The sequence below is a fragment of the Vannielia sp. ABF1_015 genome, assembly GCF_056160745.1.
In genome coordinates this window covers 630,692-643,814 of the sequence record NZ_JBSWXT010000002.1, presented here as the reverse complement: position 1 = coordinate 643,814, position 13,123 = coordinate 630,692, and the positions used below count along the sequence as shown (strand labels likewise).

Sequence of the window (13,123 nt, the reverse complement as noted above, 5' to 3'; positions counted from 1 at the left end):
GGCAGGGCACTCCTGACAGGGTATTGTCAGGAGCCCTCCGCAAAGAGCCATCTCGCCACCGCGCAAGATTGGTGCAGTTCGGCGCGGCCCTGCGCCTCTGTTGTGCAGACCGCCGACCCATGACAACAGCACGTTTATTTGCTGAAATTTGTCGCGGTTGCCCATTGTAATGCAGAGCCGGGCTTGTTTTAGTCGGGGCACAGGGAGCGGCTGCCTGGGGAGGCAGCCGAGAATGAACAACAACAGGAGCTGCCTTGCTAGATCAGGCCGCCACCGACGCTTTCGTGGAGTTCGAACGCGTCCAGAAAAGCTACGACGGCGAAACGCTTGTCGTGAAAGATCTTAACCTCTCGATGCCGAAGGGCGAGTTTCTGACGATGCTCGGACCATCGGGCTCAGGCAAGACGACCTGCCTGATGATGCTCGCGGGCTTCGAGACTGCAACGCACGGGGAAATCAAGCTCGACGGCAAGCCGATCAACAACATCCCGCCGCATAAACGCGGCATCGGGATGGTGTTTCAGAACTACGCGCTGTTTCCGCATATGACCGTGGCCGAAAACCTCGCCTTCCCGCTGGAGGTGCGCAAGATTGGTGCGTCGGAGCGTGAGAAGAAGGTGAAGCGCGCTCTGGACATGGTGCAGATGGGCGAGTTCGGCGGGCGTCGCCCGGCGCAGCTTTCGGGCGGTCAGCAACAGCGGATCGCGCTGGCACGCGCACTGGTGTTTGAGCCGGAGCTGGTGCTGATGGACGAGCCGCTGGGCGCACTCGACAAGCAGTTGCGCGAGCATATGCAGTTCGAGATCACCCGGCTGGCGCATGAGCTGGGCATCACCACCGTTTACGTGACGCACGACCAGACCGAGGCGCTCACCATGTCTGACCGGGTGGCGGTGTTTGACGATGGCCGCATCCAGCAGCTGGCCCCGCCTGATGAGCTCTATGAGGCCCCGCAAAACAGCTTTGTTGCGCAGTTCATCGGTGAAAACAACACGCTGGAAGGCGTGGTGAAAGAGCTGAACGGCGATATCGCCACGATCAAGCTCGATGGCGCCGAAACCATGATCGAGGCCAAGGCGGTGAACGTCAGCAAGGTGGGCGATCGCACCCGCGTTTCGATCCGCCCCGAGCGGGTGGAAACCAACCCCGAGCGCCTGCAGGACGACGCCCATACGCTCAGCGCCGAGGTGCTGGAGTTCATCTACATGGGTGACATCTTCCGCACGCGTCTCAAGGTTGCCGGCAACGAGAACTTCATCGTGAAAACCCGCAACGCGCCCGATGTGGCACGGATGCAGAAGGGCCAGACTGTCAAGATCGGCTGGCTCCCCGAGGATTGCCGCGCGCTCGACGCTTGAGCGTGCCGCACAGCTTGCCGGCCTGCCCGGGGCGCGGCGAGCGGTGATATAACACGGGCATTACAACAAGGAGTGCAATCGCATGACTATGAAGAAAACCATTCTGGCGACGACCGCGCTGACCATGTCGGCCGGACTCGCCTTTGCTGAGGCGCATGGCGACATGGCCGACAGCATGACGCTGGTGAGCTGGGGCGGTGCCTACCAAGCCTCGCAGCAGAAAGCCTATGTCGAGCCCTACCTGGCCAACAACGAAGGCGTCACCTCGACCTGGGACGAAAGCTCCGCCGAAGCCGTGGCCAAGCTGCGCGCCATGAACGAAGCCGGCAACGTGACCTGGGATCTCGTCGATGTGGTGGCCTCTGACGCCATCCGCCTGTGCGACGAAGGCCTCGCCATGGAGATCGACGCCGACGAGCTGCTTGCCGAAGCCCCCGATGGCACCTCGGCCTCCGATGACTTCGGTGATCTGCTGGTGTCCGACTGCTTTATCCCGCAGATCGTGTATTCCACCACCTTCGGCTACCGCACCGACATGGTGGGTGACACCCCGCCGACTGACGTGTGCGCCGTGTTCGACACAGAGGCCTACCCCGGCAAGCGGAGCCTGGAAAAGCGCCCGATCAACAACATGGAGTGGGCGCTGATCTGTGACGGCGTCGCCAAGGAAGACGTCTACGACGTGCTGGAAACCGAAGAGGGTCAGGCGCAGGCGTTTGCCAAGCTCGACACCATCAAGGACGACGTGATCTGGTGGTCCGCCGGTGCCGACACGCCGCAGCTGCTCGCCGATGGCGAAGTGGTGATGGGCTCCACCTACAACGGTCGCCTGTTCTCGGTGATCGAAGAGCAGGACCAGCCGGTCGCCATGCTCTGGGACGCTCAGGTGTTTGACCTTGACGGCTGGATCATTCCTGCCGGTCTGCCCGAGGATCGTCTGGCCCGCGTGAAGGACTTCGTGAAGTTCGCCACCGACACCCAGCGCCTTGCCGATCAGGCCAAGTACATCTCCTACGGTCCGGCGCGTGCCTCTTCGGCTCCGCTGGTCGGCAAGCATGCCGAGCTTGGCATCGAGATGGGTCCGCACATGCCGACCGATCCGAACAACGCCACCAACACCTTCCTCTACAACTACGAGTGGTGGGCTGATTACCGCGACGACCTGGACGCCAAGTTCCAGGCCTGGCTCGCGCAGTAAGCCATTGGCACGGTGGGCAGATTGCCCACCCTACAAGATCGGGTGGCCCCTTGCCGGGGCCGCCCCACCAAGAACACCAGGGGGAAGACCATGCCCAAGGGCTACATCATCGGCCATATCGTCGTGAACGACCCGGAAGGCTACAAGGCCTACGTCACCGGCGACACACCCATCCTCAAAGCCCATGGCGCGCGCTTCCTTGTCCGGGGTGGCAAGTCCGAGGCGCCCGAGGGCGATGTGCCCGAAGGGATGCGCCACGTGGTCTTCGAGTTCGACAGTTTCGAGGCCGCCAAGGCCGCCTATGAAGACCCGGCCTATCAAGAGATATCATTGATCCGGAAGGCCACCGCCGAAAGCACCATCATTGTTGTGGAAGGCCATACGGATGTCTGAGGCCGCCACCTCCCCCGAAGTTCACGAACAAACCGATTCTGCAGGCCGCCTTGTGGCCGCCGATGGCACGCCGCTCAAGCGCAGCCTTGGCCGTGCCCTGCGCCGCCAGAAGATGCGCGCGCTGGCGCTGATCGCGCCGCTGCTGCTCTTCATCCTCATCACCTTCATCGCCCCAATCGCCGACATGCTGTTTCGTTCGGTGGAAAACGACATCGTCGCCCGCACCCTGCCGGACACCGTCGATGCGCTGGGCGACTGGGATTATTCCAGCGGCGAGATCCCCAATGACGAGGCCTTTCTGGCGCTTTACCGCGACCTCTCGGTTGCCGTCGAATACAAAACCCACACCCGGTTGGGCTCGCGCCTGAACTACGAAACCACCGGCATCTCTTCGCTCTTCCGCAAGACGGGCCGGGGCGTGGAAGACATTGGCGAGCTCTATCAGGACCAGTTCGAAGACCTCGATGAAGCCTGGGAAGAGCCTGAAACATGGGCCCGGCTGATGGGCTCGGAAAGCTGGCTGGGTGCCGACGACCGCACGGCAACTGCCTTTGAGCTGCGCGATGGCATTGCGGGGGCCCTCCCCAACACCGCCCGCGCCTACAGCGAGTTTGCGACCTTCACCCAAAATGAAGACGGCGACGACCCGGCCGATGAAGACCCTTGGGCCTATGTCTACGCCATGCTCTGGCTCGACCTCACCGGCCCGGCCCAGCTTGACGCCTATGAAGGCCCCGATGCCGCACTGCTGGCCGCGGCCGCAGAGGCCGCCCCCGGCTTTGAAAGCATCGGCTGGCGCGAAGGCTTTGTTGATATCGACGAAGACTGGGAAGACCTCGACATTTGGGGCACCATCAAGGCCTATTCGGGCGAGTTCACCTCGGGCTATTTCCTCAATTCGGTCGATCTGCAACTCACTCCCGCCGGGGTCGAGGCGCAGGACGAGAACCAGCGGATCTACATCAAGCTGTTCTGGCGCACGATCCTGATGTCGCTCGCCATCACCTGCTCCTGCATCCTGCTGGGCTATCCGGTGGCATGGCTGCTGGCCAACCTGCCGATGCGCACCTCCAACCTGCTGATGATCCTCGTGCTCCTGCCGTTCTGGACCTCGCTGCTGGTGCGCACCTCGGCATGGAAGGTGCTGCTGCAACAGCAGGGGGTGATCAACGATATCCTCGTCTGGGCGCATATCATCGCGGATGACAACCGACTGATCATGATCAACAACGTCACCGGCACGATCATCGCAATGACGCATATCCTGCTGCCGTTCATGATCTTGCCGATGTATTCGGTGATGCAGACGATCCCGCCAACCTACCTGCGCGCGGCCAAATCGCTTGGCGCAACCAATTGGGTGGCCTTCTGGCGGGTCTACTTTCCGCAATCGGTGCCGGGCATCGGCGCGGGCTCGATCCTCGTGTTCATCCTCGCCATCGGCTACTACATCACGCCCGAACTGGTTGGTGGCACCAAGGGTGTCTTCATCTCCAACCGGATCGCCTACCACATCTCGACATCGCTCAACTGGGGCCTCGCCGCGGCGCTCGGCACCATCCTGCTGGCAGCGGTGCTGCTGCTCTATTGGGCCTATGACAAGATCGTGGGCATCGACAACGTGAAGCTGGGATAAAGACCATGGCAATTCCGACATATGCGACGACGGGCCAGCGGATCTGGTATTACGGCTTCCGGGTCATCTGCGGGCTGATCTTCTTCTTCCTGATCGCACCGATCATGGTGATCATCCCGCTCAGCTTCAACGCGGAGGATTTCTTTACCTTCACGCCAGAGATGCTGAGCTTCGATCCGGAGGGCTATTCGCTCAAGCACTACCGCGACTTCTTCACCAACTCCGACTGGCAACAGGCCCTGCGGAACTCGGTGAGCATTGCGCCGGTTGCCACGCTCCTCTCGGTGAGCTTCGGCACGCTGGCAGCGATTGGCCTGAGCTCCGAGCATGTGCCTTTCCGCCGGGCGATCATGGCGATCCTGATTTCGCCGATGATCGTGCCGCTGATTATCTCGGCGGCGGGGATGTACTTTTTCTACTCCCGCGTGGGGCTTCAGGGCAGCTACTTCGGTGTGGTGCTGGCCCATGCGGCGCTTGGCATTCCTTTCGTCATCATCACCGTGACGGCCACGCTGGTGGGCTTTGACCGCTCGCTCACCCGCGCCTCCGCCTCGATGGGCGCAGACCCGGTGCGCACCTTCTTCAAGGTGCAGATGCCGCTGATCCTGCCCGGCGTGATCTCGGGCGCGCTCTTTGCCTTCATCACCTCCTTCGACGAAGTCGTGGTGGTGCTCTTCGTCGGCTCGGCGGGCCAGAAGACGCTGCCGTGGCAGATGTTCATCGGTCTGCGCGAGCAGATATCTCCCACCATTCTTGCGGTGGCGACGCTGCTGGTGGTGATCTCGATCTTCCTGCTCGCTGCGGTCGAGATGCTGCGGCGGCGCAGCGAACGGCTCAGGGGCATGTCGCCGGGCTGATCCCCGGTGGCAGCGCCGCTCCCCGCTTGACGGGGATTGGCGCTGCCGCTACCCAGCGCCCGACACTTCCGCAAGCCCGCCCCACAGGGGCACAGCCAGCGGCCGGTTCTTCCCAAAGTAAGGATGCCCGCCCCATGGCTTGCCGTTTTCTATGCTCCGCCTTTGCCGCACTGGCCCTTTGCACCCCGGCCACGGCGCAGGAGCTAAAAAGCCCCAAGGCACACGCGCTGGCCGGTCTGCAGGCGGCGGTCGCATGGCCCGGATATGCCAGCCTCTGCGCGCTGGATTCCCGCATGCGCAACGTCAACCTGCCGCGTGAGCGCAAGCCCCGTGCCGCAGGCGAGGGGCGGCGCGAGGCTGGCCAAGGGGGGGCAACGGCCCGGCGCGGCGGTGGCGGTGGCGGTGGTGGCGGGCGCGGCGCGCAGCCGCTGGGGCCGATGCAAGTGTTCGACAACCTCTATGTGCTTGGCACCTCCTCCGTCATGGCGTGGCTCTATGGCACGCCAGAGGGCTACATCCTGATTGACGGGCTGAACTCTGACGAGGAGGCGCAGGAGTATATCCTCTACGGGATGCAACAGCTCGGCCTCGACCCAGCCGCGATCCGCCACATTGTTGTCAGCCATGCCCATGGCGACCATTACGGCGGTGCCGACTATGTGGCCGAGCAGCTTGGCGTGCCGATCTCGATGACCGCGCCAGACTGGGCCCTCGCGGCGACCTTGGGCGAGCACCCGCGCTTCGGTCCGGCCCCGACGGAGGGCATCACGGTGAAAGATGGTCAGGTGCTGGTGGCGGGCGAAACTGAAATGACGCTGCACATGACGCCGGGCCACACGCCGGGCACCCTCTCGCCAATGCTCACGCTGCAGGACGGGGATGACACCCACAAGGCCGTGCTCTGGGGGGGCACCGGGTTCAACTTTGGCCCCGATGTGCAAACCTTCCTTTCCTACGCCCGCTCGGCGGCAAAGATGCGTGAGATCGCGGCGGCGGAAGGGGTGGATGTGTTCATCTCCGGCCACGCGCGGCGCGATGGGTCTGCCGAACTGCTGGAAAAGCTGGCAACCCGCGCGCCCAATGCGCCGCACCCGTTCGTGCGCGGGGTGGAAGGGCAGGGGCTTTTCACCGTGCTCGAACAATGTGCACTTGCTCAGGCCGCGCGCTTCACCGAGGCCCCGCCAGAGTAGCGCTGTTGCGGCGCGGGCACAGGGCGCGCCAATTGCCGCGTTGCGCCTTCCGTTGTTCGGCCACCTGCACATAAGCACTAACCCAATCGCAAGGCATGGCCGCTCTGTCGGCAGCACCCAGCGTCGCACATCGACACTGACCTAAGGCTCCACCATGTCTGCTTTCCATCTGCCTCTCCGGGCGTCTCTCCTCCTTACCGCTGCTACGCTCGCCCCTGCCGCCGCCACGGCGCAGGAGGTCTATGACCTCGATACCATCACCGTCACCGCCGCCGGGGTGCAGACCGATACGCTGACGGCCCCCGCCAGCGTGACCATCATCACCGGCGAGCAGCTGGAGCAGGGCACCGTGACCGACCTCACCGATGCGCTGCGCGGGGTGCCGGGGGTATCCTCCGCCGGGGCCTCGGATGGGCAAAACATCTTTCTGCGCGGGCTGCCCTCGGAATACACGCTGATCCTCGTGGACGGGAAGCGGCAGGATACCCGCCAGTCCCGCACCAATGCTTCGGGCGGTGTGGATCAATATTACATGCCGCCCGCCTCGGCCATTGAACGCATCGAAATCGTGCGTGGCCCGATGTCGTCGCTCTACGGCTCCGATGCGATGGGCGGTGTGATCAACATCATCACCAAGCCTGTTGCCGAAACATGGGCAGGCTCGCTCACGGTTGAGGCGTTGAAGCCGCAGCAATCTGAAGACAGCTCGGAGCAGCAGCTTTCATTCTACCTCAGCGGGCCGCTTGTGGCGGACAAGCTCGGCCTTCAGCTTTGGGGCCGCCGGCTGGTGCGCGGCGAATCCGGCCGCGATGGTGGCCGCAGCGATCGTGAGTTGGATGATCTGACCGCCAAGCTTACATGGACCCCGGCGGTGGGCCACGAGCTGGCGCTGCAATTCGGCAAAACCGATATCTGGACCGATCCGCGCATGAACACCCGCCGCAGCACCTCGCTGAGCTATGAGGGCGAGCTCGGCGCTTGGGATGTGACGGCCAGCCTCTCCGAAGAGGTGGCGCAGCGCACCACCACCGGCTCTGATCGTGCGCCGGAAGTGACCAACACCATCCTCGAAGCCAAAGCCTCGCGCAGTTTCGATTGGCGCGGCGAGCATCGCTTTACCTTCGGCGCGCAGGTGGCCGAGAACGCACTGAGCGACCAGAACCCCGGCCTTGGCGACGGGCTCGACTATAGCTTCACCAACCGTCAGTCGGCGCTCTATGCCGAGGATATCTGGAAGCTCAGCGACAGGTTCGAGCTGACGCTGGGCGCGCGTTTCACCGATGACGAGCGCTTTGGCGGCAAGCTCACCCCGCGCGTCTATGCGCTCTACGAGCTCACGCCCAACCTCTACCTGTCGGGCGGCATTTCGGCGGGCTATCGCACGCCCGAGCTGCGCCAGTTCGTGGAAGACTACTACAGCACCACCAATCGGGGCGCTGCGGTGATCCCCGGCAACCCCGACCTGATGCCCGAAGAGAGCCTGAGCTACGAGCTGGGCCTGCGGTTTGAAAACACGGCCACGAGCTTCACCGCCACGGCCTTCTACACCGACTTCGAAAACCAGATCGACACCCGCGACACCGGCACCACCATCGACGTGGATGGCACCAGCTACGAGCTTTACGAGTATTACAACGTCGGTAAGGCACGGGTGCAGGGCGTGGAGCTTGCGGGCAGCCACATGCTGACGCCCGATCTCAAACTCTCCGGCAGCTACACCTGGACAGAGTCCGAGCGGCTCACCGGCGATCTGGCGGGCCAGCCGCTGTCGCGCACGCCCGAGCATCAGGCCAGCCTGCGGGTGGATTGGCAGGCCCCCAACACTGATCTCAACCTCTGGGCAGCCGCCAATCACTTTGGCGAAAGCGTTTCGGTAAGCAGCTCCAGCCGGGGCAATGTGATCAACGAGTATGACGCATACACCACGCTCGACATCGGGGCCAATTGGCGGATTGCCGACAACGTGGTGCTGAAAACCGCGATCTACAACGCCACCAATGAAGACATCAACAATGACGAGCAGGACAGCACGCAAAACGGCCGTGCGTTCTGGATGGCGCTGACCACCGAGTTCTGAGCCTCGCGGGTTGGCTCAGGGGAGCAGCGTGAGCCAGCCCCATGCGGTCAACATCGTCATCGCCGTCGCGATCAGCACGGCCGTGGCGGCCACGCGCTTGGCGCGGTCGTACATGTTGGCAAAGATATAGGCGTTCACCCCCGGTGCCATGGCCGCGGTGATGGTGGCAGAGCGCAGGCCCGGCGTGTCGACCCCGGTGAGGTGGGCAAGGCTCCACGTGATCGCCGGGTGCAGCCCGAGGGCCAGCAGGCAGACCATCAGCGCCACGCGAATGTCGCCCTCCGGCCGGTAGCGGTAAAGCACCCCGCCGAGCGCGAAGAGCGCAGCGGGCAGTCCGGCGCGGGCGATGAGGTCGGCGGCATCCATGATGACGCCGGGCACCGGCAGGCCGGTGAGGTTGACGGCGAGGCCCGCGAGGATGCCAATGATGAACCCGTTGCGAAACACGTTACGCGCCACCCGGGCGGGCAGGGCCGAAAGCGGCGTGCCGCGGGCGCGGGCGAGCTCCATCACCACGATCCCGCTGGTCAGCAGCACTGGCGCGTGCAGGGCGATGATGGCGTAGTTGCCGGTCAGCGCCTCGGTGCCATAAGCGCGTTCGGTGATCGGCAGGCCGAGCAGCAGCGAGTTGGAGAAGAGGCAGGCAAAGCCGATCACCACCGCATCCTCCCAATCGCGCTTGAAGATCAGCCTTGCGCCCGCGATCCCGGCGGCAAAGCTTACGAAAGCCCCGGCATAGAAGGAGAAAAGCAACGCTGGCTGAAAGCCCACGGCAAGATCCAGGCGGGTCATGGCCGCGAAGAGCAGCAGGGGGATCGAGAAATTCTGCGCAAAGCCCATCAGCATGTCGGTCGCCTCGGGCCGGAAGTTCAACTTCCAGACCGCGAGGTAGCCAAAGCCGATAACCAGAAAGACGGGCAGGATAACAGAGGTGAGGGCGCTCATTCTGGCAGGCTCAGGGCCATGCCGTCATAGGCAGGTGTCACATGGGCCGGGGTTTCGGCCTCCACGCTCGCGTAGTCCATGTCGATATGCATGTTGGTCAGCACCGCGCGTTTGGGGGCGGCACGCTCGATCCACTCCAGCGCCCGCTCAAGGTGCACGTGGCTGGGGTGCGGCGTGCGGCGCAGCGCGTCGAGCACCCAAATTTCCAGCCCCTCCAGCGCAGGCCAGGCGGCCTCGGGAATGGCGGACACATCCGGCAGATAGGCCAGCCCGCCGATGCGAAAGCCAAGCGCGTCGATCCGGCCATGCTCCACCTCGAAAGGCGTCAGCGTAATCGCCCCGCCCGAGCCCTCCACGGTGAAGGGGCCGTCGATATGGTGCAGATCGAGGATCGGCGGATAGTCCGACCCCTCGGGCTGGGTGAAGGCGTAGCCGAACCGGGAGATCAGATCATTGGTGGTGGGCCCGTCGGCCCAAACTTTGACCCGCTGGCGCATGTTGAAAACCACCATGCGCAAATCATCGAGCCCGTGGGTGTGATCGGCATGGGGATGGGTGAAGGCCACCCCGTCAAGGCTTCCGACCTTTGCATCCAGAAGCTGGCTGCGCAGGTCGGGGGAGGTGTCGATCAGCACCCGGGTGGTGCCCTCCGGCCCCTCACGCTCCACCAGCATGGAGCAGCGGCGGCGGGCGTTCTTCGGGTTGGTCGGGTCGCAATCCCCCCAATTGTCGGGCAAGCGCGGCACGCCGCCCGAGGAGCCGCAGCCAAGGATGGTGAAGCGGTAACTCATGCCACGGCCTTGGTGAAGAGGCGGGCGAAATTGGCTTGGGTGGCGGCGGCAAAGTCTTCGTAGCTGAGGCCAAAGACCTCGGCCCCAACCTTTGCCGTATGCGCGGTGTAGGCCGGTTCGTTGCGCTTGCCGCGATGGGGCGGGGGCGCAAGATAAGGGCTGTCGGTTTCCACCAGAATCCGCTCCAGCGGGGCGGCGGCGAAGATGTCGCGCAGCTCCTGGCTCTTGGGGAAGGCGGCGATGCCGGACATCGAGAGATAAAAGCCAAGGTCCAGCGCGGCCTTCGCCAGTTCGGCAGAGCTGGAGAAGCAATGCATCACGCAGGAATAGGGGCCATCCTCATAGCCCTCCCGCAGGATGGCGGCCATGTCTTCATCCGCGGCGCGGGCGTGGATGATAAGCGGCAGACCAGTGTCGCGGGCGGCCTCGATATGCAGGCGCAGCGAGGCTTGCTGTGCCTCGGCGCTCTCGGCGGTGTAGTGATAGTCCAGCCCGGTCTCGCCAACGCCAACGCACTTCGGGTGGGCGGCGGCGGCCTTCAATTCGTCCACCGTGATCAGCGGCTCCTCGGCCACGCTCATCGGGTGGATGCCAAAGGCGTGGAAAACGTCCGGATAGCGTTCCGAGATCGCCTGAACATTCGCCAGCCCGGCCCGCTTGGTGCAAATCGTCACCATCCGGCCCACACCGGCGGCCTTTGCGCGGGCAATGATCTCGGGCAGTTCGCCGTCAAAGTCGGCAAAATCGAGGTGGCAGTGACTGTCGGTAATTTCAGGGGGCATTGGGGCTCCGTCGGCTCAGAGGCGCATTTCGGCTGCGGCCTCGGAGATTTTGAGGCAGATATCCGTGATGAGGGCAGGGGCGTCAAGGTTGACCGCCGCCCCGGCGCGGGCGCGGGCCCCGAGGGTGGCGGCCAGTTCGGCCCAGGCGCGGGCGCGGGCGGCATCGGGGGCAAGGCGGGTGAGCAGTGCGGCCTCACCGGGGGCGGCCTCGGGCGAGGGCGGGCCAAGCGCACCGGTGCGGGCGATGCGGGCAAGCAGCGTGTCGATCAGCCGGGTGGTCAGGCGAAACCGGTCTTGCGCATCGCGCCCGCCGCATTTGGCGGCCATGGCGAGGGTGGCGGGGCGGTCGAGCTTGGGCAGGTCGCGAAACAGCGCGATCAGAGCGGAATAAAGCGTCAGGCCCTCGTCGTCGATCAATTGCAGCGCGGTGGCCACCGACCCTTCGGAGAGCGCGGTGAGGGCCGCGCGCGCGCCCGGATCTTCCGGCGGCTCGGCCCCGGCTTCACGCAGCGCGGCAATCAGCGCCGCTTCCGACAGCGGCGCACAGGGCAGCACCTGACACCGCGAGCGGATGGTGGGCAGCAGCGCCGCCGGGGCGTGGGAGATGAGCAGCAGCACCGTGTTGAGCGGCGGTTCCTCCAACACTTTCAGCACCGCGTTGGCGGCGGGTGCGTTCATTTCATCGACCGAGTCGATCAGCACCACCCGGCGGGCATTTTCGGCGGCGGAATAGGCAAAGAAGCGTTTGAGATCGCGGGCGCTTTCCACGTCGATCACGGTCTTGAAGCGGGCGGGGGCGGGCTTTTCCACCCATTTGCGCCGCAGCAGCATCAGGTTGCCTTCCGAGCCTGCGGTCATGCGGCGGGCAACCGGATGGTCCGGGTCGATGGCGAGGCTCTGGGGCTCTTCGGGCTCCCCGAACAACCCGGCCTCCTGCTCCAGAGGCGTGACAATGAGAAAGCGGGCAATGCGCCATGCCAGCGTGGCCTTGCCAATGCCGCGCGGCCCGGTGATCAGCCAAGCGTGGGGCAGGCGGCCCGAGGTGAAAGCTGCCAAAAAGCGTGCCTCTGCCTCTTCCTGCCCATAGAGCGTTTCGGTGTGGCGCGGATGCGGGTAATCGCCCAGCCGGTCGGCCTCGGGCGGCGCATCGGCCAAGCCAAGGGGCGCGGCGCTCATCGCATCAGCTCCGCTGCGGCAGCGATGACATCGGCGGTGATGGCCTCAGGCGTGCGATTGGCGTCGATCAGGCGGCAGCGCGCCGGCTCGGCCTCGGCCAGCGCCAGAAACCCGGCCCGCAGCCGCTGCTGAAATTCCAGCCCCTCTTCCTCAAACCGGTCCTCACCGGAGCGCCGCGCCAGCCCCCGGGCCAGCGCCACCTCCGTGTCCATGTCCAGAATGAGCGTCAGGTCGGGTTCCCGCCGGATCGCCAACTCGTGCAGCGTATCGACAAAGGCCCTCAACTCGCCCCGCGCCGCGCCCTGATAAACGCGGGTGGAATCGGCAAAACGGTCGCAGATCACCACGTTGCCTGCCCCAAGCGCGGGGGCAATCACCCGCTCCAGATGATCCCGCCGCGCGGCGGTGAACAGCAGCGTTTCGGTCTCGCCCGACCACCTGTCGGGCGCGCCCTCCACCAGCAGCCGCCTGATCTCTTCGGCCCCCGCCGAGCCACCGGGCTCTCGGGTCAGCACCACCTCGCGGCCCTCGGCTTCGCACCACGCGCCAAGCGCCCGCGCCTGGGTGGATTTCCCGGCGCCGTCAATCCCTTCGAGGGTGATGAATAACCCGTGAGGCTGCGTCATGCGCGGACGTTATACCGAGGCTCTGGCAGGCGCAAACCGCTCGCCAGACGAGATTTGAGGCCTCCGGCGGGAGATCTTTGAAGCAAGAAAATGG

General features: G+C 64.7%; 11 protein-coding genes and 1 pseudogene. 7 read left to right on the top strand and 5 right to left on the bottom strand.

Annotated features, from left to right (window positions below; all coding sequences use genetic code 11):
* Positions 1–254: 254 nt before the first annotated feature.
* The 7 genes and pseudogenes from ACXAG6_RS15595 to ACXAG6_RS15565 all read left to right on the top strand — a co-directional run bounded on the left by ACXAG6_RS15595 (position 255) and on the right by ACXAG6_RS15565 (position 8,709).
* Positions 255–1,358: an ABC transporter ATP-binding protein gene (locus ACXAG6_RS15595; RefSeq protein WP_475338701.1), complete on the top strand. Its 1,104-nt coding sequence runs from the start codon at positions 255–257 to the stop codon at positions 1,356–1,358.
* 82 nt (positions 1,359–1,440) lie between these two features.
* Positions 1,441–2,556, top strand: a complete 1,116-nt coding sequence (locus ACXAG6_RS15590; protein ID WP_475338700.1) for an extracellular solute-binding protein — start codon at positions 1,441–1,443, stop codon at positions 2,554–2,556.
* 90 nt (positions 2,557–2,646) lie between these two features.
* On the top strand, positions 2,647–2,949 hold the full coding sequence (locus ACXAG6_RS15585) for a DUF1330 domain-containing protein (RefSeq protein WP_140014799.1): 303 nt from the start codon (positions 2,647–2,649) through the stop codon (positions 2,947–2,949).
* The gene (locus ACXAG6_RS15580; protein ID WP_475338698.1) at positions 2,942–4,585 is read left to right on the top strand and encodes an ABC transporter permease; all 1,644 of its coding nucleotides are present in this window, start codon (positions 2,942–2,944) and stop codon (positions 4,583–4,585) included. Before ACXAG6_RS15585 ends, ACXAG6_RS15580 begins: the two co-directional genes overlap by 8 nt.
* 20 nt (positions 4,586–4,605) lie before the next feature.
* Positions 4,606–5,442 (top strand): annotated as a pseudogene (locus ACXAG6_RS15575) (ABC transporter permease); the annotation flags it as partial.
* A 134-nt stretch (positions 5,443–5,576) separates the two neighbouring features.
* Positions 5,577–6,632, top strand: a complete 1,056-nt coding sequence (locus tag ACXAG6_RS15570) for an MBL fold metallo-hydrolase (protein ID WP_475338697.1) — start codon at positions 5,577–5,579, stop codon at positions 6,630–6,632.
* A 154-nt stretch (positions 6,633–6,786) separates the two neighbouring features.
* Positions 6,787–8,709, top strand: coding sequence for a TonB-dependent receptor domain-containing protein (locus ACXAG6_RS15565; RefSeq protein ID WP_475338696.1), 1,923 nt, complete (start codon positions 6,787–6,789; stop codon positions 8,707–8,709).
* 15 nt (positions 8,710–8,724) lie between these two features.
* Here the strand turns inward: ACXAG6_RS15565 and ACXAG6_RS15560 are convergent, their stop codons facing one another.
* The 5 genes from ACXAG6_RS15560 to tmk are packed head-to-tail and all read right to left on the bottom strand — an operon-like array spanning position 8,725 to position 13,029.
* Complete coding sequence (locus ACXAG6_RS15560; RefSeq protein WP_475338695.1) at positions 8,725–9,654, bottom strand: AEC family transporter; 930 nt, start codon at positions 9,652–9,654, stop codon at positions 8,725–8,727.
* Positions 9,651–10,445: an MBL fold metallo-hydrolase gene (locus tag ACXAG6_RS15555; RefSeq protein ID WP_475338693.1), complete on the bottom strand. Its 795-nt coding sequence runs from the start codon at positions 10,443–10,445 to the stop codon at positions 9,651–9,653. Before ACXAG6_RS15555 ends, ACXAG6_RS15560 begins: the two co-directional genes overlap by 4 nt.
* Positions 10,442–11,227 (bottom strand): TatD family hydrolase, encoded by a 786-nt coding sequence (locus ACXAG6_RS15550; protein ID WP_475338692.1) that lies wholly within the window; start codon positions 11,225–11,227, stop codon positions 10,442–10,444. Before ACXAG6_RS15550 ends, ACXAG6_RS15555 begins: the two co-directional genes overlap by 4 nt.
* A gap of 15 nt (positions 11,228–11,242) precedes the next feature.
* Positions 11,243–12,403: a DNA polymerase III subunit delta' gene (locus ACXAG6_RS15545; RefSeq protein WP_475338691.1), complete on the bottom strand. Its 1,161-nt coding sequence runs from the start codon at positions 12,401–12,403 to the stop codon at positions 11,243–11,245.
* Positions 12,400–13,029 carry a dTMP kinase gene (gene tmk / locus ACXAG6_RS15540; RefSeq protein ID WP_475338690.1) on the bottom strand — a complete coding sequence of 210 codons (630 nt, stop codon included), beginning with the start codon at positions 13,027–13,029 and terminating at the stop codon, positions 12,400–12,402. Before tmk ends, ACXAG6_RS15545 begins: the two co-directional genes overlap by 4 nt.
* Between the last annotated feature and the right edge of the window lie 94 nt (positions 13,030–13,123).

Bases quoted from the DNA above. Each gene is read 5' to 3' on its own strand.
- ACXAG6_RS15590 (WP_475338700.1), top strand. From the start codon at position 1,441: ATGACTATGAAGAAAACCATTCTGGCGACGACCGCGCTGACCATGTCG.
- ACXAG6_RS15585 (WP_140014799.1), top strand. From the start codon at position 2,647: ATGCCCAAGGGCTACATCATCGGCCATATCGTCGTGAACGACCCGGAA.
- ACXAG6_RS15580 (WP_475338698.1), top strand. From the start codon at position 2,942: ATGTCTGAGGCCGCCACCTCCCCCGAAGTTCACGAACAAACCGATTCT.
- ACXAG6_RS15570 (WP_475338697.1), top strand. From the start codon at position 5,577: ATGGCTTGCCGTTTTCTATGCTCCGCCTTTGCCGCACTGGCCCTTTGC.
- ACXAG6_RS15565 (WP_475338696.1), top strand. From the start codon at position 6,787: ATGTCTGCTTTCCATCTGCCTCTCCGGGCGTCTCTCCTCCTTACCGCT.
- ACXAG6_RS15560 (WP_475338695.1), bottom strand. From the start codon at position 9,654: ATGAGCGCCCTCACCTCTGTTATCCTGCCCGTCTTTCTGGTTATCGGC.
- ACXAG6_RS15555 (WP_475338693.1), bottom strand. From the start codon at position 10,445: ATGAGTTACCGCTTCACCATCCTTGGCTGCGGCTCCTCGGGCGGCGTG.
- ACXAG6_RS15550 (WP_475338692.1), bottom strand. From the start codon at position 11,227: ATGCCCCCTGAAATTACCGACAGTCACTGCCACCTCGATTTTGCCGAC.
- ACXAG6_RS15545 (WP_475338691.1), bottom strand. From the start codon at position 12,403: ATGAGCGCCGCGCCCCTTGGCTTGGCCGATGCGCCGCCCGAGGCCGAC.
- tmk (WP_475338690.1), bottom strand. From the start codon at position 13,029: ATGACGCAGCCTCACGGGTTATTCATCACCCTCGAAGGGATTGACGGC.